At 57.2% G+C, this 24,232-nt stretch carries 25 protein-coding genes and 1 tRNA gene; 3 read left to right on the top strand and 23 right to left on the bottom strand.

What is annotated here, in order from left to right:
* Positions 1 to 42 precede the first annotated feature (42 nt).
* The 4 genes from ASC90_RS15170 to rsfS form a co-directional block, all read right to left on the bottom strand.
* Positions 43 to 1,365: a S41 family peptidase gene (locus ASC90_RS15170; RefSeq protein WP_056541967.1), complete on the bottom strand. Its 1,323-nt coding sequence runs from the start codon at positions 1,363 to 1,365 to the stop codon at positions 43 to 45.
* A complete protein-coding gene (locus ASC90_RS15165) occupies positions 1,355 to 2,797 on the bottom strand; it encodes a murein hydrolase activator EnvC (protein ID WP_156392995.1) in 1,443 nt (480 codons plus the stop codon). The genes ASC90_RS15170 and ASC90_RS15165 overlap by 11 nt, the downstream gene beginning before the upstream one ends.
* A gap of 150 nt (positions 2,798 to 2,947) precedes the next feature.
* The gene (rlmH, locus tag ASC90_RS15160) at positions 2,948 to 3,430 is read right to left on the bottom strand and encodes a 23S rRNA (pseudouridine(1915)-N(3))-methyltransferase RlmH (protein WP_056541959.1); all 483 of its coding nucleotides are present in this window, start codon (positions 3,428 to 3,430) and stop codon (positions 2,948 to 2,950) included.
* A 112-nt stretch (positions 3,431 to 3,542) separates the two neighbouring features.
* Positions 3,543 to 3,983 carry a ribosome silencing factor gene (gene rsfS, locus ASC90_RS15155; protein ID WP_056542614.1) on the bottom strand — a complete coding sequence of 147 codons (441 nt, stop codon included), beginning with the start codon at positions 3,981 to 3,983 and terminating at the stop codon, positions 3,543 to 3,545.
* Between the two features lie 199 nt (positions 3,984 to 4,182).
* Between rsfS and ASC90_RS15150 the strand changes: the two genes are divergently transcribed.
* Positions 4,183 to 4,560 (top strand): LysR family transcriptional regulator, encoded by a 378-nt coding sequence (locus ASC90_RS15150; RefSeq protein ID WP_056541956.1) that lies wholly within the window; start codon positions 4,183 to 4,185, stop codon positions 4,558 to 4,560.
* Here the strand turns inward: ASC90_RS15150 and modC are convergent, their stop codons facing one another.
* From modC to obgE, 7 genes are all read right to left on the bottom strand, one after another.
* Positions 4,561 to 5,628 carry a molybdenum ABC transporter ATP-binding protein gene (gene modC, locus ASC90_RS15145; RefSeq protein ID WP_056541953.1) on the bottom strand — a complete coding sequence of 356 codons (1,068 nt, stop codon included), beginning with the start codon at positions 5,626 to 5,628 and terminating at the stop codon, positions 4,561 to 4,563.
* On the bottom strand, positions 5,625 to 6,326 hold the full coding sequence (gene modB, locus ASC90_RS15140; protein ID WP_056541950.1) for a molybdate ABC transporter permease subunit: 702 nt from the start codon (positions 6,324 to 6,326) through the stop codon (positions 5,625 to 5,627). Before modB ends, modC begins: the two co-directional genes overlap by 4 nt.
* Before the next feature lie 73 nt (positions 6,327 to 6,399).
* Positions 6,400 to 7,185 carry a molybdate ABC transporter substrate-binding protein gene (modA, locus tag ASC90_RS15135; protein WP_056541947.1) on the bottom strand — a complete coding sequence of 262 codons (786 nt, stop codon included), beginning with the start codon at positions 7,183 to 7,185 and terminating at the stop codon, positions 6,400 to 6,402.
* 465 nt (positions 7,186 to 7,650) lie between these two features.
* The gene (locus ASC90_RS15130; protein ID WP_244480401.1) at positions 7,651 to 8,244 is read right to left on the bottom strand and encodes a nicotinate-nucleotide adenylyltransferase; all 594 of its coding nucleotides are present in this window, start codon (positions 8,242 to 8,244) and stop codon (positions 7,651 to 7,653) included.
* A gap of 37 nt (positions 8,245 to 8,281) precedes the next feature.
* Positions 8,282 to 9,565, bottom strand: a complete 1,284-nt coding sequence (locus ASC90_RS15125; RefSeq protein WP_056541942.1) for a glutamate-5-semialdehyde dehydrogenase — start codon at positions 9,563 to 9,565, stop codon at positions 8,282 to 8,284.
* Positions 9,558 to 10,727, bottom strand: a complete 1,170-nt coding sequence (gene proB / locus ASC90_RS15120; RefSeq protein WP_056541938.1) for a glutamate 5-kinase — start codon at positions 10,725 to 10,727, stop codon at positions 9,558 to 9,560. The genes ASC90_RS15125 and proB overlap by 8 nt, the downstream gene beginning before the upstream one ends.
* Positions 10,714 to 11,796, bottom strand: a complete 1,083-nt coding sequence (gene obgE / locus ASC90_RS15115; RefSeq protein WP_056541935.1) for a GTPase ObgE — start codon at positions 11,794 to 11,796, stop codon at positions 10,714 to 10,716. Before obgE ends, proB begins: the two co-directional genes overlap by 14 nt.
* A gap of 82 nt (positions 11,797 to 11,878) precedes the next feature.
* On the opposite strand from obgE, the gene ASC90_RS15110 reads away from it, so the two are divergent.
* Positions 11,879 to 12,742: an endonuclease/exonuclease/phosphatase family protein gene (locus ASC90_RS15110; protein ID WP_056541932.1), complete on the top strand. Its 864-nt coding sequence runs from the start codon at positions 11,879 to 11,881 to the stop codon at positions 12,740 to 12,742.
* Between the two features lie 38 nt (positions 12,743 to 12,780).
* Here ASC90_RS15110 and ASC90_RS15105 read toward each other — a convergent pair whose 3' ends face one another.
* The 4 genes from ASC90_RS15105 to rplU all read right to left on the bottom strand — a co-directional run bounded on the left by ASC90_RS15105 (position 12,781) and on the right by rplU (position 14,772).
* Positions 12,781 to 13,368 carry a GNAT family N-acetyltransferase gene (locus tag ASC90_RS15105; protein WP_056541930.1) on the bottom strand — a complete coding sequence of 196 codons (588 nt, stop codon included), beginning with the start codon at positions 13,366 to 13,368 and terminating at the stop codon, positions 12,781 to 12,783.
* On the bottom strand, positions 13,365 to 14,021 hold the full coding sequence (locus tag ASC90_RS15100) for a GNAT family protein (protein WP_056541927.1): 657 nt from the start codon (positions 14,019 to 14,021) through the stop codon (positions 13,365 to 13,367). Before ASC90_RS15100 ends, ASC90_RS15105 begins: the two co-directional genes overlap by 4 nt.
* A 129-nt stretch (positions 14,022 to 14,150) precedes the next feature.
* Positions 14,151 to 14,420, bottom strand: a complete 270-nt coding sequence (rpmA, locus tag ASC90_RS15095; protein WP_037067980.1) for a 50S ribosomal protein L27 — start codon at positions 14,418 to 14,420, stop codon at positions 14,151 to 14,153.
* Between the two features lie 34 nt (positions 14,421 to 14,454).
* Positions 14,455 to 14,772 (bottom strand): 50S ribosomal protein L21, encoded by a 318-nt coding sequence (gene rplU, locus ASC90_RS15090; protein WP_007790977.1) that lies wholly within the window; start codon positions 14,770 to 14,772, stop codon positions 14,455 to 14,457.
* 302 nt (positions 14,773 to 15,074) lie between these two features.
* On the opposite strand from rplU, the gene ASC90_RS15085 reads away from it, so the two are divergent.
* Positions 15,075 to 15,164, top strand: a tRNA-Ser gene (locus ASC90_RS15085).
* A gap of 90 nt (positions 15,165 to 15,254) precedes the next feature.
* Here ASC90_RS15085 and ASC90_RS15080 read toward each other — a convergent pair.
* The 8 genes from ASC90_RS15080 to ASC90_RS15045 all read right to left on the bottom strand — a co-directional run bounded on the left by ASC90_RS15080 (position 15,255) and on the right by ASC90_RS15045 (position 24,225).
* A complete protein-coding gene (locus ASC90_RS15080) occupies positions 15,255 to 15,743 on the bottom strand; it encodes a hypothetical protein (protein WP_056541924.1) in 489 nt (162 codons plus the stop codon).
* Complete coding sequence (locus tag ASC90_RS15075; protein ID WP_056541921.1) at positions 15,740 to 16,063, bottom strand: hypothetical protein; 324 nt, start codon at positions 16,061 to 16,063, stop codon at positions 15,740 to 15,742. The genes ASC90_RS15080 and ASC90_RS15075 overlap by 4 nt, the downstream gene beginning before the upstream one ends.
* On the bottom strand, positions 16,047 to 16,514 hold the full coding sequence (locus tag ASC90_RS15070) for a hypothetical protein (protein ID WP_156392962.1): 468 nt from the start codon (positions 16,512 to 16,514) through the stop codon (positions 16,047 to 16,049). Before ASC90_RS15070 ends, ASC90_RS15075 begins: the two co-directional genes overlap by 17 nt.
* A 195-nt stretch (positions 16,515 to 16,709) precedes the next feature.
* Complete coding sequence (locus tag ASC90_RS15065; protein WP_056541915.1) at positions 16,710 to 17,465, bottom strand: hypothetical protein; 756 nt, start codon at positions 17,463 to 17,465, stop codon at positions 16,710 to 16,712.
* A 180-nt stretch (positions 17,466 to 17,645) separates the two neighbouring features.
* Complete coding sequence (locus ASC90_RS15060) at positions 17,646 to 18,410, bottom strand: TIGR02391 family protein (RefSeq protein WP_056541913.1); 765 nt, start codon at positions 18,408 to 18,410, stop codon at positions 17,646 to 17,648.
* Between the two features lie 666 nt (positions 18,411 to 19,076).
* Positions 19,077 to 20,105: a hypothetical protein gene (locus ASC90_RS15055; RefSeq protein WP_056541909.1), complete on the bottom strand. Its 1,029-nt coding sequence runs from the start codon at positions 20,103 to 20,105 to the stop codon at positions 19,077 to 19,079.
* Positions 20,106 to 20,108: 3 nt separating this feature from the next.
* Entirely contained in the window at positions 20,109 to 21,803 is a 1,695-nt protein-coding gene (locus tag ASC90_RS15050; RefSeq protein WP_082519931.1) for an N-6 DNA methylase, read from the bottom strand.
* Between the two features lie 184 nt (positions 21,804 to 21,987).
* Positions 21,988 to 24,225 (bottom strand): VapE domain-containing protein, encoded by a 2,238-nt coding sequence (locus ASC90_RS15045; protein WP_056541903.1) that lies wholly within the window; start codon positions 24,223 to 24,225, stop codon positions 21,988 to 21,990.
* Positions 24,226 to 24,232: the final 7 nt, after the last annotated feature.

The following is a 24,232-nucleotide window of genomic DNA, read 5'->3' as shown; positions in this document are numbered from 1 at the left end:
CAGGCCGGACATTCGATCCCGGCCTGACGCCTCATTCTAACATTACTTGGCGCTAACGGCCTTGTCCGGGTTCGGCGGGAAGGAAGGGTCCGTCTTCTTGCCGCGCAGCAGGTCAAGCGCATAGTTCAGCTGGACGTCGTCCTTTGGATCCGGCGGAACATAGGCAACCGAACCGGAGCCTTCGTCCGTCTCGCTCTGACCCTTGATGTGGCCACGCAGGCTGGATTCGCCCTCGGTCACCATTTTGCCCTTAAGGGCATCCGGCAGAGGCTCTTCCACCTTGATATCAGGCGTGATGCCGGTGCCCTGGATAGAGCGGCCCGACGGCGTGTAATAGAGCGCCGTCGTCAGGCGCAACGCACCGTTTTCGCCGAGCGGAATGATCGTCTGCACCGACCCCTTGCCGAACGAACGCGTGCCGAGAACGGTGGCGCGACGCAGGTCCTGAAGCGCGCCCGCGACGATTTCCGAAGCCGAGGCCGAGCCGCCGTTGATCAGCACGATCACCGGCTTTCCGTCGGTCAGATCGCCTGGACCGGCGTTGAACCGGCGTGTTTCATCTGGATTGCGACCGCGCGTCGAAACGACTTCGCCCCGCTGAAGCAATGCATCGGAAACCTGGATTGCCTGGTCGAGCAGCCCACCCGGATTGAGACGCAAGTCAAGGACATAGCCCTTGAGCTTGTCGGCCGGAACGGTCTTCTTGATCTTCTCGATCGCTTTTTCCAGATCGGGATAGGTTTTCTCGGTGAAGGAGATCACCCGCAGATAACCAACATCATCCTCGACGCGAGACTTGACGGCCTGCACCGCCACGACGTCGCGGACAATCGTCAGTTCGATCGGCTTATCGGCACCCTTGCGGATCAGGGTCAGCTTGATCGGCGTATTGACTGGACCGCGCATCTTTTCGACGGCGTCTTCAAGCTTCAAACCACGGACGGACTGACCGTCAATCTCGGAGATATAATCGCCGGAAAGAACGCCGGCTTTTGCCGCGGGCGTATCGTCGATCGGCGTAATGACCTTGACGAGTTCGTCTTCCATCGTGACTTCGATGCCAAGGCCGCCAAATTCGCCCTTGGTCTGGGTCTGCATGTCCTCAGCGTCCTTGGCATTCATGTAGCTCGAATGCGGGTCCAGCGAGGAAAGCATACCGTTGATGGCATTTTCGATCAGCTTGTCTTCGGCCGGCGGCGTCACATACTGCGCCCGCACGCGTTCGAAGACATCACCGAAAACGGAAAGCTCCTTGTAAGTGGACGCTCCAGCCGCTTCCGCAGGCACACCCGCAGAATAGATTACGCTCATCGCGGTCGCACCCATCAATGCGCCGACCAGAACAAGAGAAGCCCTACGAATCATTGCGTGCCTTTCCAGTGTCTTTAGCGGTCCACCATGGTCGGGAATCGACCGGTTTTCCGTCTTTTCGAAATTCAATGTAAAGTGTTGGCCGATTGGTTTCCAGCGCCAATGCAGTCGCGCTCGCCACTCTTTTTGCTCCCATCACGGCAAGCGGCTCTCCGGCAAAAACGAACTTCCCCTGGCGGGCGCTGATCGTTTCCATTCCGGAAAGGACAAGGTGGTATCCGTCTCCTGCATCCAAGATAATCATCTGGCCGTAACTGCGAAATGCGCCGGCGTAGACCACGAGCCCGTCCGCGGGCGCGGTGACCACCGTTTCCGGATTGGTCGCAAGCGTCATTCCCATGGCCTCGTGCCCGGTTCCGTCGGCATCACCGAAGTGACGGAGGATATCGCCTGCCACAGGCAATTCCAGTTTCACCTTCAATTCTCCGAACGGATATGCGGGCGCAATGCGGTTTTTATCAGGCACACCACTGTCGGCAAGCGCCCTGGCCTGTGCCTGCTGCTCGACCGTCAGAAGCTTGCGGTTCTCTTCGGCCTGGCGCGCGGCGGCGGCGGCGTCTCGGACCGACGAAATCTCGGTCTCCATCGAAGCCACGAGACCCTCCAGGCTCGTCGCCTTGCCGGCGAGTTCTTCCGAATGCTTCCTTTCGGCTTCGAGCTGGGCAGTATTGCTGCGGCTAAGCTTGTCGTTTTCAGCAAGAAGCAGGTCCATGCGCCTTTCTTCTTCGATGTTGTTCGTCATTGTTGCCGCCAGGTTGGCCTTTTCGGCAGCGCTGGCGGACTGGAGCGAGGAAAGGCTGGCAAGATCGGCAGCCAGCTTGTCGGTTTCCTTTCGGATGCCGGGCACGACTGCGCCGAGCAGGATTGCGCTTCTCACCGAGGCAAGCGCATCGTCGGGGGTCACAAGAAGGGCGGGCGGTGGATTGCGCCCCATACGCTGCAAGGCAGCGAGCACTTCCGCAAGTAGGCCGCGCCGCTCGTGCAGCGAGCGATGAACGGCGTCCTCTTTCACCCCGATATCGGCCAGCTTCCTCTCGCTCTCCAGCATCTGCAGTTCAAGTGACTTGCGCCGGGCGGCTGAATCGATCAGCGCCTGCCGAATGCTGGTCGTGCTCTTCTCCAGATCCGCAATGCTCTTCTGGAGCTCGCTGACCTTGTCCGACGACAGAACGATCGTCTTGGACAAAGCCTCAAGCTCACCCCGCGTCTCATCGCGCTTCCTTGCAAGGTCGGCGGCCGGGTCTGGCACAGGCTGCGCTGACATTGTATCCGCCTCGGCGCTCCTAACCGGAAGCGATCCAACGCCTGCATCTTCGCCCAACGCCTGAACGGGCGCATCCTGAGCCAATGCAACACCATCAAAAGGGCGCCCGGAAGAGGCGATCGCGGATACACCCAAGGCCACGGTCAAAGCCGGCAGGACGATATATTTTCGCGTGAGCGCAGGTATCGGCATGCTTGCAGGGCAATCCTCTCAAATCGCGCGCAGACTAAGCTGATTTGTCATGCTTTTCCAGAAGATTGAGAACGGCTGCGTAGCAGTGCGGTGCACGTATGCGTGACTTGTCGGATCGATCTAGACGCGATGATAGGGATGTCCGGAAAGAATGGTAACGGCACGGTACAACTGTTCAGCGATCAGCGTGCGAACAAGCTGGTGCGGCCACGTCATCTTGCCGAGGCAAAGCGTGGCATCCGCGCGGTCGTAAAGCGACGGATCGAGTCCATCGGCGCCGCCGATTGCAATCGTCAGGTCACGCTTGCCCTGATCTCGGTAGTTTCCGAGAAGGTTGGCAAAACCCTCACTGTCCAGGGCCTTGCCACGCTCGTCCAGCAGGATGAGGACGCAACCATCGGAAAGCGATTTCTGGAGCAACACCGCCTCGTCACGCTTACGGGTCTCCGCATTGGAGGCCCGACTTTCCGCAACCTCGGCCACACGGGAAAACTCAAGCCCGACAGCCGGTCCGGCTTTGGCAAAACGGTCGAAATAGCGGTTCGCAAGATCCTTCTCCGGGCCGGACTTCAGCCGCCCCACGGCAAAGAGACCTATGCGCATCCGTCCGCTCCTGCATTCGACATCAGGCGGCAAAAAAACCGCACGTCCGGTGATATCACCGGCCAATCAGTTGCCGTCTATCAGGCGTTGGACATAGCGTCCAGACAGCCCGTCAGTGCAGCGTTTCGTCCATGTCCGGAGCGGCCCACATCTTTTCGATGTTATAGAACTCTCGGATTTCAGGACGGAAGACATGCACGATGATGTCGCCGGTATCGATCAGGATCCAGTCGCCGGCGTCCTGACCTTCGACACGGGCGCTACCGTAGCCCTCGTCTTTCAAGTCAGTCAGCAGGTGGTCCGAAATCGCCATGACATGCCTGCTCGAACGGCCGGAGACAACAACCATGAAGTCTCCAAGCGCCGATTTTCCGGCAATGTCGATGGTGACGATATCTTCAGCTTTGGAATCCTCGAGACTTACGAGGACGGCGTGCAGGGCACGGGCAGCGGCATCATCGCCACGTTCCGCACTCTTCGGGACAACGGCTAGCGTTTTTCCCTTCGCGTGTAATGTTGTCAGTGCTTTCCCTTTCTCGGAATGACAGACCATGCACATCACTGACTTGGCGAACCAAATCATAGTTAAGATAGGCACCAAACCACCAACGATTCAAGACGTGGGCGATCACAAAGCATGAATACACGATTTGCCGTGGCAGCGGCGCGATTTTGCCAGGCAACGACCCGTGTACAGTTGATGCGGCGATGCTTAGAGTGATCGCCGGTTTGCGAGTTCAAAAAGGCCGCCTATGGAAAGCGCCGAGAAAAATATGCCGTTTCCAGTTCTGCGTATCAGCTTCCCTCACGAGGATCGCCTCGGAAGAGGCAAGATGGAGTTGCTTGAGCACATTCGCGAGACGGGTTCCATTTCGGCTGCCGGCCGAGCGATGCACATGTCCTACCGCCGTGCCTGGCTACTCGTCAGCGAAATGAACCGGATGTTCAAGGAGCCTGTGGTGGAAACGCAGCGCGGCGGACAAAAGGGTGGTGGCGCTGGCTTGACGCCATTCGGTTATGACCTGCTTGTCCGCTTCAGGCGGATGGAACAGGCCGTGCGCTTGACGCTCGCCGATGATCTGACCTGGCTGGAAGCAAATCGAGCCTCCCGGCCCAGCGCGGGCACCTGATCAGGGGTCCAGCGCCACGGTTTTGATGATCACAAAGGCCTTGTCCCCCACCTGCAATCCCAGCCGCTCGGCGGAAAAGCTGGTGATCCGGGAGAGGATCACGTCGCCGCCGCAGTCGACGAGAACGTCTACGGTCGCGTCGCGCGCCGGGGTCAATGCCTGAACGGTACCCTCGAGAATATTGAGTGCACTCAGCCCCTCCGGTCGCATTGTTGCCAGCATGACATCGCGGGACGGGATACGAACCCGAACGCTCCTGCCCAACAGGCGCATTGCCCCGGGAACGTGAAGGCGGACGGATTTGAGTGCGATCGTCGCAAGAAGGTGCTGCGGATCGACGCTTTCGACCTTTCCTTCCATAACTGCGCCGGCGTCGCGGTGATCGAATGATGACAGGGGGTGGCTAAGCACATCGCTCACAGACCCCACCGCCTCCACCCGACCGTCGTTCATAACCACGACCTGATCGGCAAGCCGCGCCACCTCGGCGATCGAGTGGCTGACATAGACGATCGGAATGTCCATTTCGTCACGCAGACGCTCGAGGTAGGGCATCACCTCCGCTTTGCGGGCATCGTCCAGCGCCGCAAGCGGTTCGTCCATCAGCAGCAGACGTGGTGAAGAAAGCAGCGCTCGACCGATCGCTACCCTCTGCCTCTCACCACCGGAGAGTGTTCCCGGGCTGCGCTGGAGCAGCGCTTCGATGCCCAGCAGCGCCACGATCCGGTCCAGGTTCTCCGCAACTCCGGTTCTGGGGGCGAACCAGCGGCCATAGGAAAGATTCTGGCGGACGTTGAGGTGCGGAAACAGCCGCGCCTCCTGAAATACATAGCCGAACCGCCGGCGATGCTTCGGAACAAAGATGCGCTGTGCCGTATCGGTCAATACCTGCCCGTCGAGCACAACGCGTCCTTCTTCCGGGCGCGCCAGACCCGCGATAGTGCGGATCATCGACGTCTTGCCGGAACCGGAGCGGCCGAAAAGCGCCGTGATGCCGCGCTCCGACGTGAAGGCGGCGTCAAGCGAGAATGACCCAAGCCGGTGCTTTGCTTCCACGACCAGCGTCATTCCGGATCGATCCTCCGACCGACAATACGGGAAAGAAACTCGGACGCGAGCAAGGCCGCCATCGAAATGGCGACCGCCACAAGAGTGAGCCGCAACGCCCCTGCATCGCCGCCCGGCACCTGTGTGAAGGAGTAGATTGCCGCCGACAGCGTCTGCGTCTCACCCGGGATGTTGGAAACGAAGGTGATCGTCGCCCCGAACTCGCCCATGGCCTTTGCAAAGGCGAGGATCATGCCGGCTACAATCCCCGGCAGCATCAGCGGCAGCGTAATTGTCAGAAACACCCAGATTGGACCAGCGCCGAGGGTTCCGGCGGCCTCTTCCAGCTTTCGGTCTACCGCTTCGATGGAGAGGCGGATACTGCGGACCATGAGCGGGAACGCCATAACAGCACAGGCAAGTGCGGCACCCGTCCATCGAAAGGAAAAGACGATGCCGAAATACTGATCAAGAAAGCTGCCGATCGGACCACGGCGACCGAATAGAATGAGAAGAACGAAACCAGTGACAACCGGAGGCAGGATCAACGGCAGATGAACGACGCCGTTCAGGATCGACTTGCCCCAGAAGCGCCCACGGGCCAGCAGGAGAGCAACGAGAATTCCGAACGGCAGACTGGTCAGCATGGCCACGACTGAGACGCGCAGGCTGAGCAGGATCGCCGTCCATTCGTCGTTGCTCAAGCCGAGTGCATCCAAGCGTCATTGTCTCCAGAAGCGAAGGCTCACCGAGGCGGGCCTTCACGCTATGCCGTAACGCAGAAATCCGCAATCATTTCAGGATGGTGAAACCTTGGGCGGTGAAAAACGGAGCCGCCTTTTCCGACTTCAGGAAATCCAGATAGGCAGCCGCGTCTGGGTTCTTGCTCTCGGCAAGGATGGCGACCGGATAAATGATCGGTGGATGAGAGTCCGCAGGGAAGGTCCCCACGACGGCGACGCCGGAATCAGCGGCTGCATCCGTCTGATAGACGATGCCATAGGGTGCTTCTCCACGGGAAACGAGAGCGAGAGCAGCGCGGACGCTCTCCACGCCCGCGACCTTGGACTCGATCGATGACCATACGCCAAGCTTCTCGAGTGCGGCCTTGCCATACTTTCCGGCCGGGACCGACTTGACTTCACCCATCGCGAGCTTGCCGTCATCCAGCAAGGCGGCGAGATCAAACCCACGCTTGATGTCGACGGGCTTTGCCCTGTCTTTTGCCGCAACCAGTACGATCCGGTTCCCGAGCAGGTTGGAGCGCGTATCCGCCTTGATCAGGTTCTTCTTGGCAACATAGTCCATCCAGTCCAGGTCAGCCGATATAAAAATATCGGCGGGTGCGCCACTTTCAATCTGTTTGGCAAGTGCGGAGCTGGCCGCGTAGGAGACCACTGCTTCCTTGCCGCCGTCCTTCGCCCAGGCTGCATTTGCGGCATCGAGGGCATTCTTCAGGCTGGCGGCTGCAAAGACTGTAACCTTCTCGGCAGCGATCGCTGGAGTCGAGGCCATGCCCAGCCAGGCCAGCGAAACGGCGGCGGCTGCAAGTTTGATCCATTGACGACGGCTGTGCATCAATTGTCTCCCAGGTTTTCGAAATATCTACGGAAATATAACGGGATCGGTGCGTTTGGCTAGCGATATATTTGGTAGAACATTGCGCCTGATTGAAAACCAAGCGTCCATCCGTCGAGCGCATGGCTGGAAAATTGGACCTGCAAGAAGCCTTAGAATCATGGTGAAGATTTGCGAGTTCGACGGGACAACTTCCACGCTCCAATCAGCATGCAAATGAAATAAGCAGCTTTTTCAGGTCGACTCGATGAGCCATGCGCAATACGCACCGCTGCAATGCAACACATTCGCTTCACGTTTCCGCAGATTGTGGTAAAACATACTCATCGAACGGCGATCTCCTCCTCCCAAAGCCGTTGGATACGGATCGGCAACACTCCTCCTCCCAGTTGTCGATCAAGTTTAAAAGCCCGACGGATCTCCTCCCCCGTCGGGCTTTTCATTTGGGAGCTTTCCTGAATAGAACTACTGCGACGTACCGTTCGTCCTGCGGATCAAGGTAGAGCTCAGACCGGACCGAGGCCCATGAATGAAGGTCCATGCCGGAGCCTGCCTTTTCCACAGCGCCCGGGAATCATCCTCGTCGACGCGCGCGAAATCGAACGTCTTCGCCATCTTCGATGACAGAAACGACAAGGTTGAACCAGGACGATCGATAACGGCGATCGGGAATGTTCGAGCGATATCCTGCCATTTCTGCCATCGATGGAAGCTTTTCAGGCTATCGGCACCCATTATCCAGATGAAATGAACGTGTGGATTGCGCGTCTTGACGCGGGCCAGCGTATTGGCGGTAAAGCTGGTGCCGAAGTCCCGTTCGAAGGCCGTAACCTTGATCGCGGGATGTTTTGCCAGTCTTTCACTGAGTGAAACGCGTTCAGCCAGTGGCAGCAGGTCGTTCCGTTCCTTCAATGGATTTCCAGGCGTCACCATCCACCACAGCTGATCGAGAGCGAGCCGCTTGATCGCGATTTCGGCGACAAGCGCATGCCCCTGGTGCGGCGGGTTGAATGATCCCCCGAAGAGACCGACGACCAATCCCCGCTCGGCATGCGGCATGCGACGATAACGCGACTCGATCTCGTCCTTGGTCACGTCAGGTCCGGATCTGTCCGGTACCGTGCACGCGGTATTTGAACGAAGTGAGTTGCTCGACGCCCACCGGGCCGCGCGCATGCATTTTTCCCGTCGCAATGCCGATTTCCGCACCCATGCCGAATTCTCCGCCATCGGCGAACTGCGTCGAGGCGTTGTGCAGCAGGATGGCCGAGTCGACCTCGGTGAAGAAGCGCTGCACGACCTCCGGATCCTCCGCGATCACTGCTTCCGTGTGGTTCGAGGAGTATTTCTGTATGTGCGCGATTGCGCCCGAGATACCATCGACGACGGCAACGGAGACAATGGCGTCGAGATATTCCGTCGACCAATCCTCTTCGGTTGCGGGCTTGATGCCCACGGCCGCTGTCACGACGGCAGCGGAACCTCGTATCTCGCATCCGGCGACCGAGAGCTCGTCGAGCAGCGGAAGGAGGTGAGTACCGGCAACCGCGCCGTCGACAAGAACCGTCTCGACCGCTCCACAAATGCCGGTGCGGCGCATCTTCGCATTGACGATGATCTGCTTGGCCATTTCAAGGTCTGCCGAAGCATCCACGTAGATATGGCAAAGGCCCTCAAGGTGCGCAAACACAGGCACCCTCGCCTCATTCTGGACGCGCGCGACCAGGCTCTTGCCGCCGCGCGGAACAATAACGTCGATCGCGCCATCCAATCCACGCAACATCGCCCCCACCGCAGCGCGGTCGGAAACCGGCACCAGCTGGATGGCGTGCTCGGGGAGCCCAGCCGCCTTCAGTCCTCGGACGAGGCAGTCGTGGATGGCCTGGGAGGAACGCCGCGAGTCGGAGCCGCAACGCAGTATGACTGCGTTTCCGGCCTTGAGGCAGAGCGCGCCCGCATCGGCCGTAACGTTCGGCCGGCTCTCGAAGATAACACCGATCACGCCCAGCGGCGTGCGCACGCGCTCGATCTTCAGTCCATTCGGCCTGTCCCAGGCGGCGATCACTTCGCCCACAGGATCCTTGAGAGCCGCAATGGCCCGAATACCCTCAGCCATCTCGACGACGCGCTTGTCGTTCAGCGTCAGCCGGTCGATGAAGGAAGCCAGCATGTCCGTGCCGGCCACCTCCTCGAGGTCCTTGGCGTTCTCGGCAAGAATACGGTCCTTGTCGGCAAGGATTGCATCGGCCATCGCACTCAGCGCTCTGTTCTTCGCCTCTGTGGATGCAAAGCCCAACGGTCGCGCAGCAGCCTTTGCCTTGCGGCCGATGTCGTTCATCAGCGCCTCGACGTCAGGGCTCTGCACAACGGTATCAAGCATGGGCCGTGTCCTTCCTCTGCCTTTCCGATTCCGAATTCGCCTGCGATGTCATCACCATGTCGTCACGGTGAATCATTGCCGCGCGTCCAGCATAACCAAGGATCGCCTCGATCTCAGCCGACTTGCGGCCGGTGATCTGCCGGGCTTCGTCCGCGTCGTAACCGGCCAGCCCGCGAGCGATCTCGCGTCCATTCGGGCCGACAATGGCTATCGTATCGCCGCGACTGAAAAGCCCCACGACCTTTCGCACGCCCGCCGGCAGCAGGCTCTTGCCGGCGCGGAGTGCTGTTACCGCACCGTCGTCCACATGCAGCTCGCCGGCCGGCTGCAACTGTCCGGCGATCCATGTCTTGCGGGCAGTGACGGGCGTGCCGGAAGGCGCGAACCATGAGGAACGGGCACCACTCTCGATCGCCGACAAAGGATGATCCGCCTTGCCCGAAGCAATGATCATCGCGCACCCGGCCGTCGTCGCGATCTTGCCGGCGTCGATCTTGGTGCGCATGCCGCCACGAGAAAGCTCGGATGCGGCGCCGCCAGCCATAGCTTCGATCTCCGGTGTAATCTCGGTGATCGTATCCAGGAACTGCGCCTGCGGATCGAGGTGCGGCGGGGCGGTGTAGAGGCCGTCTATATCGGAGAGCAGGATCAACAGATCAGCGCCCGTCATCGTCGCGACGCGCGCGGCGAGGCGATCATTGTCGCCATAGCGGATTTCGCTCGTGGCAACCGTGTCGTTCTCGTTGATGATTGGGACGGCGCCGATCTTCAGAAGCTGGCTTATCGTGGCGCGAGCATTGAGATAGCGGCGCCGCTCCTCCGTATCCCCGAGCGTCAGAAGAATTTGGCCGGCAACGATTGCGTCGCGCGAAAGATTTTCCGACCAATCGCGCGCAAGCGCAATCTGCCCGACTGCCGCCGCCGCCTGGCTTTCCTCAAGTTTGAGAGCGCCCGTGGGCAGATCGAGGACCGAGCGACCCAGCGCGATAGCGCCCGAGGAAACCACCAGAACGTCAACGCCTTTCCCCTTCAGGCGGGCGATATCCGCGCACATCGCGTCCAGCCAGAGCTTTCGAAGGCCGGTCTTTCGGTCCACGAGAAGTGCCGAGCCGATCTTGATGACGATACGGCGGTAACTGTCGAGAGGCTTAGGATTGCCCATCAACCTCGTCTCCATCGTCCGATCCCGCAATGTCCCGATGCCTGATCTTCGGCACCTTCGCCAACTTTTCGGCGCCGGCATTGGCTTCGACGATAATATCGCGCAGGGCACGCAGCACTTCCGTCATGCCCTTACCGGTCGCCGCGGAAATCTGGAACGGCGTCTTGCCGCAGGCCTTGGCAAGCTCCTTGGTCTTCTTTTTCAACGTCGCTTCGTCCAGCACATCGATCTGCGACAATGCGACAATCTCTGCCTTGTCACCAAGCTCATTGCCATAAGCCTCGAGCTCCGTCTTGACGGTCGTGTATGCCTTGCCGACCTTCTCTTCCTGTGCCGAGACCAGATGCAAAAGCACGCGCGTGCGTTCGACGTGTCCCAGGAAGCGGTCGCCAATGCCGACGCCCTCATGCGCGCCTTCGATCAGGCCCGGAATATCCGCGAGAATGAACTCTTGCCCGTCGATGGTCGCCACACCGAGGTTGGGATGAAGCGTGGTGAACGGATAGTTTGCGATCTTCGGGCGTGCGCGAGTCACCGCGGCAAGGAAGGTCGACTTCCCGGCGTTCGGCAGTCCGACAAGACCGGCATCCGCAATAAGCTTCAGATGCAGCCAGACGGTCTTTTCCTCGCCGGGCAGACCGGGGTTGGCCCAATCCGGCGCTTGATTGACCGACGATTTGAAATGCGTGTTGCCGAAACCGCCATTGCCGCCTGCCGCGATGCGGAACCGCTGTCCTTCAGTCGTCAGGTCACAGATCAGGGTCTCGCGATCTTCTTCGAGAACCTGCGTGCCGACCGGAACCTTGAGCGTCACATCGCCACCGTTGGCACCGGTACGGTTCCGCCCCATCCCGTGCGTGCCGATCTGCGCCTTGAAATGCTGCTGAAAGCGAAAGTCGATCAACGTATTGAGCCCGTTGACCGCCTCGACCCAGACGTCACCGCCACGGCCACCGTCGCCGCCATCGGGACCACCGAACTCGATGAACTTCTCGCGCCGGAACGAGACGCTACCAGCACCACCGTCTCCAGACTTGATATAGACCTTTGCTTCGTCGAGAAATTTCATTTTACTTCCATCATTCGGTGGCAGTTTCACCCCCAGTACCGCTTTCGATATAGGCGGTTCAGCCGGAGGTCAAAGGATTATCGTGAAGTTTGCGAGCTATAACATACAGTACGGCTTCGGTCTCGATGGGATATACGACCTCGATCGAATCGCAGCCAGTGTCGAAGATGCCGACATCATCGCGCTCCAGGAAGTGACCCGTGGCTTCGCGCGGAACGACTACGCCGACATGGTGGCCGATCTGGCCGCGCATTTTACTGACCATTTTTGGGTTTATGGGCCTGCATGCGACCTCCACGTGGAAGCCTCTTCCGATGGTTGGCCACCGCGTGGTACCCGCTTCCAGTTTGGCAATATGGTGCTGTCCCGCTGGCCAATTCTCTCGACCCGGACCTTGCTCCTGCCGCGCAGCCGGACGATCTCCAAGCTGAACCTCCAGCGCGGCGCCACAGAAGCTGTGATCGACACGCCGGGTGGAGCGCTCCGGGTCTATACGGTGCACCTTGACCACGTGTCGGCCGACGAGCGCAGCCAGCAGCTCGCCTATCTCCGCGATCGCATCAACGCGTTTCTGCCAGAAGGCGGATCGGTGACGGGCGCTATCGAGTTCGACATCAGCGATCCGCCTTTGCCAGAGGACTACGTCGTCATGGGCGATTTCAACATGACCCCGGAATCGCCGGAGTACTGCCGTTTCGCGGGCAGCAAAGACGGCTTTTACGGCCGCACCACTCGGATCGGCACGCCGGTCGACGCGCTTGCAGCGCTGAAGGCCTACGAGCCTGGAAGCTACAGCTGGATGGATCCCAAGGACCATGGCAAACGCATGCATCTCGACTACTGTTTCGTGAGCGGCGGTCTCGAAGGCCGCCTCAAATCTGCGGATATAGACACGAATTCGATCGGTTCAGACCACTTCCCGCTGTGGGTCGAGATCGGCGACTGAAAGAGACGCCGCGGTGTTGCCGCGGCGTCCTGTCTTGCTCAGGCGCCCTTGCCTTGCCACAATGCACCAGGCTTCAGCACCGTCTCGACATGCGTGACCATGGTGTTGCGCGCGAAACTGTAGATCTCGCTGCAACCGGTCATGCGGAAGCCGAGCCTCTCCTGCAATCTGAGCGACGCCGGATTGTCGGCGAAGACGCCGGAATGAACCGACGTTTCCGGCATCCGCCGCGAGAAGCGCTCAAGCATCGCAGCGACTGCCTCGCTCATGTAGCCGCGCCGCCAGTAGTAGCGGTTCAGCCAATACCCCAGGTGCCAACGGCCGTGCCGGAGTTCGATCGAAACGACGCCGATATGCGTATCGTCGCCGTCGGTGATCGCCAGCTGCCAGTCCGGCAAGCTGCCCGACGTGGCAACCACCAGCCAGTCGAGCGCATCTTGCCGATCGTAGGGCGCGGGCACGCGGGCAAGCATCCGTGTCACCGCGAAATCGGAAAGCGATCCCGCGATAGCATCGGCATCGCTCAACCGGTGTGGGCGCAATGTCAGCCGGTCCGTGGTTATGACCGGCTGCGGGCCGGCCATCAGCGACTGGGTCTTCGGTCTCTGGAGGCTGATCGCGTTCATAGGACGGTCCCCCAGCTTCTGAGCGACATCCAGGTCTTGCGGTCCAGCCTGTACCATTCCACCGGCACATTGCTTCCAAGCGCCAGCGAGACCGCAAGTCCCGAACCCTGGAACTGAAAGCCGCACTTCTGGATGACCCGCCGCGATGCGACGTTCATCACCCGGCAACGGGCATCGATGTGATCGACGTCCTGCCGCGTGCGGAACACCATATCGACGAGCGCATGGCAGGCCTCGGTCATAAAGCCCTGATTCCAGTAGGGTTCGCCGAGCCAGTACCCGATCTCGACGGTTCGCCCGTCCAGATGCGGCTCGACCCCGCAGCAACCGACGAAGGCGCCGTTTTCGGCTTTGGTGATCGCATAGACGCACTTGCCAATCTCGCCATTTTTCGTGCGTCGCACGAAGTCGGCGGCATCATTGGCCGTATATGGGTGCGGCATACGCGACACCATCGTGGCGACTTTGGCGTTGTTGGCGAGATGGGCAAGGGCGTCGATGTCTTCTTCGTGCGGCGCGCGCATGACGAGCCGTTCCGATAACAAGACAGGGCAATCGGTCCTTAACCGTTCCGGCCTCAGCCGTTCCTTGGGAGACCTTTGGTCTTCCCGGGGAGACCGCGATTGGCCATCCCTTAACAATTCGCCGTGCATGGTTCAGTCCTCCTTGAGGGTAAAGAAAAAGGGAAGATGGGTGGTGCCCCATCTCCCCTTTTGTCTTGACTGAACCTTGTACGCTCAGCCGGGTCGATGAGACACCGGCTGCTATAAAGCGCTACCGGCTTATTCCGCTGCTTCCGCTTTCGGCATCACGGATACGTACACGCGGCCATTGGCCTTCGTACGGTAGTTCACATTGCCGGCGGTGAGAGCAAAGATCGTGTGATCCTTGCCGAGGCCAACGTTGGAACCCGGGTGCCACTGCGTACCGCGCTGACGCAGGATAATGTTGCCAGAAATGACGGCTTCGCCGCCGAACTTCTTCACGCCAAGGCGCTTGGATTCGGAATCACGACCGTTGCGCGACGAACCGCCAGCTTTTTTGTGTGCCATTGGAGTTCTCCTTTAAACCTTAAGTCCCGTGATCTTACTTGGCAGCCACGATGTCCGTGATACGGACAACAGTGTGGTGCTGGCGATGGCCGCGCGTGCGCTTCGAGTTCTGACGACGGCGCTTCTTGAAGGCGATGACCTTCTTGCCGCGGTTGTGCTCGACCACTTCGGCCTTGACGGAAGCGCCCTTGACGAAGGGAGCCCCAATCGCAGCGTCGGCGCCTTCGCCGATTACGAGAACTTCGGTGAATTCAATTGCGTCGCCAGCGGTTGCTTCAAGCTTCTCGATGGTCAGCACGTCGTTTGCCGCCACACGGTACTGCTTACCGCCGGTCTTGATGACTGCGAACATTTTTTATCCTTTCATGTTCGTTCCGGCTCAACCCGCGTCAAACAGGTGGCCGTCTTTTTATCAGTCGATGTTAAGCAGGGATTTCAGGGCTTTTCGCCGAAAATTCTGACTGCCGGTGACGCCTCACGCGAGCGTGGGACGGGCAAGGCACGGACTTATCCACGCCTATTGACCTGCGCAGATACGCGAGCGAAAAAAAACTGTCAAGGGTAAAGGATAAAAAGCTTTGCGATTTCGACTTGCCAGCCCGCCAAACTCTCGCTAAGAGACAGCCCGCGCCAAACAAGCGCCAACCAGACCGCGGAGAGGTGGCAGAGTGGTTGAATGTACCGCACTCGAAATGCGGCGTGCCTGCAAGGGCACCGTGGGTTCAAATCCCACCCTCTCCGCCATAATGTCCAGTGAAATTGTTACGTTTCAGCGGCACTAGGGGATTTCTGTTAGTTGAGCTACTAATCAACCCTCTAACAGCTACTGGTTTCTCAGCTGATTTCCAGGATGCCAATCACGCACTTACCCCGTTGTAGTTCCGCAAACGCTCGGGGGTGCTGATCAATCATCTGCCTTTTGAAATATTCAAGTTCGCCGGGAAGCTTGAAATTGAATACAGCGGCAAGAGCTGCGCGGGGATGCGATGCAAGGCGTATTCCTTGCCCCCCGCCGAAAAAGGTCTCAAATACCTTCCAGAATTCTTTCTCTGATTTCCACTCTCGCAGCCCTGCCACGTAGGCGAGCAAGTCCGTTATTGCCAGACCATCCAGCCAGAGCTTTTGTGCGTCGGGATCGAAACGCGTTTTTTCGTTCTCACGAGCGGGTTGCAGCTCAACCGTGGACGCCGGGATACCTTTTAGATCTCCGACTACGAACCATTCGAGCCGTCCGGTCGCGCGCCTAAAAGCAACGATAAGCCGTTTGTTTCGCACCCTATAGAGTTCATGACTTCTTGTCAGGGCGTCTAAAATATCACTCATGTCTTCGTCTCCGCATATTCGGCGTACTTCTGGCGTATCGACTCGATACTTTCGGTGATCGGCATCTCCGGTGCAGGTGCGAATACCTTTTGCGAAATTCGCCAGTTCAGAGCAGGACCTTCGTTCCCATCCAGTAGCGCCGTGTAGGCGTCGCCAGGCGCGTCAAATTTCGAGTGCCATTCTTTGCGCGCGGTCGCCCATCGTTCGAAAGCCAGACGATCAGCTAATGAGAGCGCCGCCATTCTAGCAGCCATGCTTTGGCGTGGGCGAACCAGGGCTAGCAGTTCGGCAAGCTTGCGTTTCTCAGCGCTGAGAGCCATCTTTTACAATTGCCTCAAGCTCGATTAGCTTTGCTCGCAGCTGTTCTATGTCTTCGATTTCTCGAAGACTTTTGATTGTGGCTGCGAGGTCTTTTGCCTCGCTCGGTACGATTTCGCCGTCTTCTAGCATGCGGCCAATTGTTGCCGGTCGCATGTCGTCCAATTCCAGGGCTCGTTCCTTTGGCAAAATTCGGTCAAGGCAATAAGAAATCGCCTTGAAATCACCGGCCATAATCAATTGCCACAATTGATGAATTGCGTCGCTGCGCATGTCCTGAATTTGCTTCATCGTTTCATGCGCGATGCGGTTTTTTGATCCTTTGGGCCGACCGCCGAAGCCGCGAAGAAACTTACCGGTTTCATCGCGTTGAACGACGCTATTGAAAGCGGAATTTTGGGGAACAGCTGGTTTCATTAGCGCTTTACTCGCACGCTTTGTGCGGTCAGCCACGCCTCAACCGCGTCGGTTGGAAGAAATGCCCCGTTGCCTTCACGAAACGAAGCCGGAAAGCCCCTGTCACGCTTCCAAAGGGCGATAAGTTGACGCGATGGTTGCCCAAGTGCAATGCGGAGCTGATCATGAGAAACAAGCGGCTCGCTCGGCAAAGTGACAACGCAAGGCAGCTCAAATCGAATAGGCTCCATTTTATGCAGCCTTGCCATTGAGCAAGTCGAAAGCAACAACTGGATGCTGGTCCGTCGCAACTGCAACGAAATTGACCACGCTCGTTAGCATGGATCGAACAAGATCGACCTCAGCAACACCATCCTCGTGCGCCTTCATTGCTGCCTTCGCGTTGGTCATAGCCGCATCACGATCAAAGCCATTCGGGATGGGGTCGATGAAAGACGGCTTTAGCGGATGGTGGGCGAGATACGTTGTCGTCAGATTGTGCAGGATCAAGCTGTTTTCTATCTGCTGACGAAGGGCGTCAGGAAGGCCGCCAATTGCCCAATTCTGCAAGGCAGAGACGGCGACTTCCGGATCGGTCAACGCCAAGCGAGAAGCGTCAGCAATCTTCATTGCGGAAAGGCGGGTTGCGATTGCAACAGACCGGGCCGGATCAACTTTATGCCGTCCAAGCTGATCGTTGCGGACATTCGCTATGTCAGAGAGCTTTTGCCGCCCCGCATTACCAATATCTTGAAAGGATTGGCGAAGCGCCGGAGCGGTCTCTCGTGCGCGATGATGAATGCCGCGAAGATTTGAAGTTTCGGACGCTCTCGCAATTCCTAAGGCGAACAGATCAACATTGGCTTGAAGCGGTTGAACAACATTTCTGAATGCCGCCGAGGTAAGCAACTTACGATAAAAGACCACCCTCTCGGATGGGCCGTTCTCCACGCGGACGGTGATTATGGAAGCGGCGTCATCTTCGAAATTCAGGAATTTGATAGGCATGACATTTCCTCAGAAAATCAGGGACTGGCCACAGATTGGCCGGATCATAAAAGCCTGTCAAGTATTTGTTTTTTCTAGCCAAATGGCCAAATTTTCATTCCGGGAATCCGGCTTAAATTCCGAATACTCACCACCTTCTCAGGCACGGACCACGCCATCTACGATTGAGACTTGGCGTAGTCACCGGCCTGGCCGAAGTGCATGTGCGCGTGCGTCAACAATCTTCATCAAATGATTCGCGAGAAGAATGATTTCGAGCGCTTCCATTGGGTCCTCCATGTTGACATCTCGATGCGAGTTCGGGTTCTTGTATGAGCCAATTGCACCGCAAAAAAGCTGCATGCGGGCTAGGCGTTCACCAGCCTCCGCAGTTGCGTCAGTCAAGACACCCCCATCCGCCTTGAACGCTTCTTGCATCAGCTTCACCCCAAGAAGTTCGTTGCCAAAGCCGCCAACTTCCCGAACATACACCTCTACGCTTTTTGTAGCCTGAAATACCGCGACGTCGAACTCACCGCGCACGAATGCGGACCAGACACGGTCAGCAAAGCGAGCATGAAGAATTTCCTTTGGAAGAAGCCTCGCAACATTGTGGCGAGCAAACGCGGTCTCATCCTCAAAGGTCTGCGCACGTCTGCTTAGAATGCGAAAGCCATTCTGCCCATTGCTGTCCGGCGCTGGAACTAACAGTCCCTGGGCCTGTAACCAGAGCCAAGCCTCGCTGACTGCGACTTTGACATCTTCGATGCGGTTTTGAGAGTAGCCCGGCGCTCCTTCAGAGAAATCACGACCCGATAGTTCATTCAGGCAGTTTCCGAGATGAACATATCGCTCCCCTCTTTGAAGGCGACGACGGAGGATGAATAGCAGCTTGCCCGCCAGCTCTTCTGGCTCCAAGCTCAACAGCAAATCGACCTCGGGAATGACCGCAACAAGATCTTTCATGATGGGTTCTCCTAATGTGGACAACAAGATTATGGTGATAGCCGTATGAGGCGCACCCTACCAGAAGACATGGCAATCAAGCCGAAGTCGTACGCGGGGGCAAGGCCCTGGGCGACGAGCGGCAAGCACTGCCCGTAGCACCCGAGGATTGGACCCCGGATCCATGGCGCTCTGAACGACCCTTCACTTAAAGATATAGTCGAAAATAATAGATGCTTGGATTAGTGAGCCAATTGGCCCCTGCAATAACCGATTGTAAATCGTAGAGATTGACTGATTGCAATAGCGGACACTATCTCCGCCACACCCTACTGGCCTTACTATTTCTTATTTAAAGGGGGACGAAAATTTCCCTGCAATTTCAGTAAATTGCCCTATTGTCCCTACTTTCCCTACAAGAAGTGCGATGAAGTAGCAGTCAGCAATTATGCAAATTATAGCAAGTTTCTGACGTGTTGGTATTATAGGCGTCCGACGGGGACCAACAGGGACAGTGCCTCCGCCAGGCACCGATGAACCTCCTCGGACTCAATGAATTGCCGTGCTCTCCCCACTGTCCCTAAAAACTAGCAGTCAGTAATCCCCGCGGGCACATGGCGACCGCGAGGATTATTTGCATTTCGCATGCCGGATCACACCCCGCTCCAGCTCGGCCGACGCCCAAATTTACGGGCCTACATCCTCGTCAACGATACCGTCGTCTTCAGTAATTTCTGGCTCCTCGGCTCCAGAGACAAAGAAGTGGTGAGTCTTATTCTCGTTCAAGTAAGCTTGGAGACCGCTACGAGCCTCTGCGAGCTTTTCGTAGTATGTCTTGAAAGGCTTCGACAGTTCATCGGCGCGTTGGCGCGTGGGCGGCACTGGAATAGCAACTTCGAGATACCTCTTCCCGACATCCTCTCGGTTAGTTTGCATAAAAATGACCCGCCGCCATTGATCGCGGACAATCTTCAGCGTCATAGCCCATAGAAGATAAAAAGTGTCGAAGTTTGCGTTCGGTCCCGGTCGAAGGACGATAACCTCCTTCGTCGTGAGGACCTGCTCCTGTCCAGGCATCATAACGCAGAAGTCCCCGATATTTTTGGAAGTTCTCTCCGGGCAAATCAGATCGAACGGTTGTAAACCTGACGATGAAGCGCGCCAGAATTTTTCGGCAACAGCCCGAGGAACCCGATTTGTCGGATTAATGTTCACGAGCCCTGCCCGCAAATCGGAAACCTTAATATACGGAACTTCGCCGATGCGTTGCTCTTGTGATGGCGAACCATGACCGTTGCGGATCAGCAGGCGGCCGTCTTTTAGTAGCGCACCTAGGGTCTCCGAGGTGAAACCTTTGAACGTCGGATCGTTCTTCAATTCGGTATGAAAGTGGTCGCCGTAACGGTGATCGTAGTAAATTGGAACGGCACAACCAACGCTGACGTCCTTCGCTGGTACAAAGTTTAGCGTGTCAGGGATCTTGTCTTCCGTCGTTGGGAGGCCCTTCAAGGCCGCTAGCGCTTCCATATCTTCCAGCAGCTGATCGTTTACGGCATCCACAAGGCCGCCAGTTTCAGGGTCAACAACCTGAATACGCTGTGCCGTGAGGGGATCGACCTTTTTTAGCGCGCGGCCGCCTTTTGTGAGCCCACAAGTTGGAGCCGTAGAAACCATCACATAGTCGTCAGAAAACCACTTGGGCTTGTGGATAGCCATGAATCAGTCCTCCTGATCAGAGATTGTGGCGACGGCAGCCTTATCGCCGTCTCCAACTTTCTCGAAAATGTAAAAGTTTGTTTTTGCGCGGCAGAATTCTTCGAATGCTTCCATCGCGATGTTCGTCATGCCGCGGAGCTTCAGTCGCCCATCCATCCATCCCGGAAGCCAACGATATTTCTTGCTGAAAAAGTATGTTTCGGGAAGAACAATCCCTATCCGTCCGCCCCTTCGCAAAAGCCGGTGTGCGAGTTCAAGATATACCAACCCAATTTCTAGATCGACGTATTTGCCAGGTCCCTTCATTGCCGCGTGATTAGAGATTGTGTAGCCCGCGGCCCTGCAGTCGACGGCTTTGACCTTCAGATCCTCACCGAACGGGGGATTCGTAACAACTACAGTAAACTGCTCTAGCACAAACGGCGTTTGATTCTGTCCGATCTCATCGCGTAATCTGGTGTATTTGGTCGGCCACTCGTTCACCCGGATCGAGTCACCGAGGAGAACGTGAGTTGACCCATCGCGCATAGCAACCATCATCGCTCGCGTCAGTTTAACTCCAATGTCGTCCTTATCGATCCCATACAGGTTGTCATTAGCCCACTTGATGAGATTCCAGGCTTCTTCCTCTTTTGGGAATTCCTTCGCCGCAACCTGTCGAAGCGCTTCGATTAGAAATCCGCCTGTACCGCAGGCCGGGTCAATCACTTTATCTGAGGATGTGATATCCAGTGCCATAATGGCCGGTCGCACGACTCGGAGCGGAGTTAGATACTGCCCTTCGCCGCTCTTAAGCGCGGACGTTCTAAAAGTCTGGAAGGCCTTTGACAGCAAGTCGATTTTGTCGCCGAGAATGCGATAGGGCCACAGCTCCGAGACTACAGAATAAATCGTTTGATCCGTCAGCAGGAGGTCGTGGCGATCGTGCGGAAGGAAAATACGAGTGCGCTGCCGCGAAAAATAGTCCTTGAACTGCTCGCGGATCTTTTCTGCTGTTCGTGTGACACGATCCTCTGTCGCCCCATAAAGGCGAAAATCCATTGCATCATCCTGCCGTGACGATCGACTGAAAACAGCGTCGTTCTCAAGCTTCACGAGGACGATATGGAGTAGTTCCCGCAGCTGATCCTCGCGCCGGTTCACCGCGGCGTCCGAGACCACCACCGTCGCGACGATGCGGCGGAGAACAGCTGACAATTCGGCTTCAGTCGGGGTACGAATACTATTCCACGTGGGAGGCTTATCTGGTGCGCGGCTGAAGTCATCGCCAGGCTGAGGCAGCTTTGCCCCTTCAACCACGACCCAATCGGCAGAATGCCGTTTGTAGATCGCCAGCGAGGCTGAACCGTTTGTCCAAAACCCCATCTTGGCCATCGGTTCGCTGCTAAGATAGCGCATTAACTGCGCCTTCCCCGCATCGATGTTCGGAGCCTTGAACTCAAAGATGATTTGGAGCGCATGGGCCGCGCCGCTTGTGTCGGCGAAAATGACGAGATCGGCGCTTCCGCAGATTTCGTATTTCTGATCCCTCTCGCGCTTGGTAAGGTCATGAGGGGTCTTGGGAACCGGCCACTCGGGCTTCCATCGCAGCTGCGCCTCTTTCCATCCAAGACGGAGCAGCTCTTTAATGGTGATTTGACGCACTGATTCCTCTGGCTTTAGGCCTGTTACACTAGACAATTCAGATACATGTCCCATCGTTGCTCTCTTAATGACTCTCTGTCGTGGTCTAAAGCCATATCGCCCAAAACGAAAAAACGGGCAACTCTTTTTTTAATAGTGAGTTCCAAAAATTAGCAGGCGCCTCAAATGGCAGGTGTTCCTGCGTAAACGGCTGCCAGTTGATCATATCAGGGAAAGTGTGCGCCAGACCGAGACAGCATTACGGAGAGAGCCGCCGTAGCTCGTACTGGTAAAATCGCTTGCCGTCCGGACCCCAACGTCGCTGTCTTTCGTAACCTGCCGCCCGCAAACAATTAGCAATGCGCTTATCTGTTCCCGTGTGCCGCTCTGTCGTGGGAATTCCAAGTGCTATGCTAGCAACAGTGTTCAATGACACAGCAGCCCCGTTTAGCGTCGCGACAAACGCGCGCACCCGTTCTTCCCATGCGTCTTGCTCGCGTCGATCCTCTTGCGCGGCGGCGGCAAGCTGTTCTTCGCCGTCCGCGAGCCACCAACTTTCGCCAACATCAAATCGAAAGCGTGCTTCCGCCCAAAGCTGATCACGGTCGCGTGTCAGTGCTGCCGTATCGATCCGACCGCACTTTACGGGCCAATAGCGCCGATTGCCGGTCTGGTCGCGCAAGTAGCCTTCGTCGTTTGTGCTGCCAACGAAAACGGATTGACGCGGGTGATTTTCCCCTGTCTTGGCGTACGGCGCCCGGAAGCTGTCCGTTGCTGACGACACAAATGATTTAATACGATTGCTTTCTGCGCGACTAAATGCCGACAGTTCCGCAATCTCTACAAACCATTTGCCGGACAAATAAATCATCGCATCATTGTTTCTGGCTATGTCCGGGAGTTGATCGCCGAACCATTCTTCGCCAGCAAGTATTTTGAGGGCGGTAGATTTTCCTGTGCCTTGCAAACCCTCTAGGATCGGGAGTGTGTCTAGCTTGCATCCCGGCCGCATGACGCGAGCAATTGCACCGATCATAAACCGCTTCCCGACTGCTTTCGCATACGCATCATCAGCGGTGCCGAAGTAGCGCGGCAACAACGCGTCAAGCCGCATTTCTCCGTCCCAAGTCAAATTGCGCACGTAATTGCGTACCGGGTGATAACCGTTACGTCGTGCGATGAACACTGCAGCGTCGTTCACCGTTTCTTTCGATGGCTTAAGAAAGTAGCTTTCAAGATAGGCCTTGCATCCAACCATGTCGTTGTCGGTCCAACGTCTCGGATATCTTCCATTCTTTTCCCAAGGGACTGGCGACGTTAGCAACACGAGCATCGCGAACTCGTCATAGGCGAGTGGAATGCGAAGTTCGTGCATTTTACGCAACGTTGCTGCTGTGGTCGTTGCCGCTGCATCAGGCGAGAAACCATCTAGATATTCTGGGACTGTCATTGGGTTTGGGACAGGGTCCTGCGTTCCAGGCTTCGGCACTGGCACGGCGTTTCCATTGCGACCGAACATCGTTGCTGCCCGCAATTGCGGTAGTTTGCGGAGAAACGATTTCCAACCCACTTCCGTCTCACGAATCGACCGCCATTGTTTCAGGTTCTCCACATCATCGTTCCCGAGAAATCGACCGCACCATTGAGACCATGCTTCGAACAACGTTGGTTCGTCAGCATGCCGCCAACCGGCCTGTTTGAAGGCGGCTGTTACGCTCACCCATTCGTGGCGCGGCAGTTCGTTCGGATCGATCAGCGACAGACCGAACCGCAGCCATTCGAGTGACGGCGCCGACAACTCCACGTCGCCCAATTTATGCCGACCGCCTTGCCCGTCGATAACGTTGACGTGCTGGTAAGCGGCTTCCATCTGCTCGATAGTGTAGCGCCAGGCAGCGCCCGCTAGTGGCCAAGTCGTGACCATGTGCGGCGTTACAGGGTTCTTCATATGCAGGAAGCCAGGCACTCTTAAGACGCGGGTCGGGTCTACAATTGCGCGGTCACTATCATACACCTGCCGGAGTTTCCGTTGCAGCGTCGTGTAACGTTCGTTGCCTTGGTAGTTCTGCGTCACCCAATAGCAATGAAACTTAGCAGGTGAAGATTGGACGGCGAAAGATGGCGGCGGATTGCTCGCTGCGGCGCGTTCGTAATTCTGCTGTGAGGATAGCGGGTTATCCAAGTCAATGACGTGGGCTCGCAAGTACCCCACGTCCGTAAGATTATGCGTCTGAACGGTTGCAGAAAACGCGTTTATATTGACGAACACCCCATAACCGCTTGTATTATGCGCGCAGAGCTCTTGCCAATGCTGTGCGAGCGTTCCGTAAAACTTACGCGCTGGCACGCTCTTGTCGATATCGTGGATTGCACGAAACCAAACTTGCGCGGTTTCTACCGGCTCGCCAGTCAACGCGTGGATATAGGTGGCAGTTTGCGAGTAATCTTGAGCAATCGAGTTGTCAGCACCCGCATGTAATTGTATAACGTTAGACATGGTGAAA

Source organism: Rhizobium sp. Root1220, assembly GCF_001426265.1.
Lineage (GTDB): Bacteria > Pseudomonadota > Alphaproteobacteria > Rhizobiales > Rhizobiaceae > Rhizobium.
This window is presented reverse-complemented; position numbering and strand designations above follow the sequence as displayed.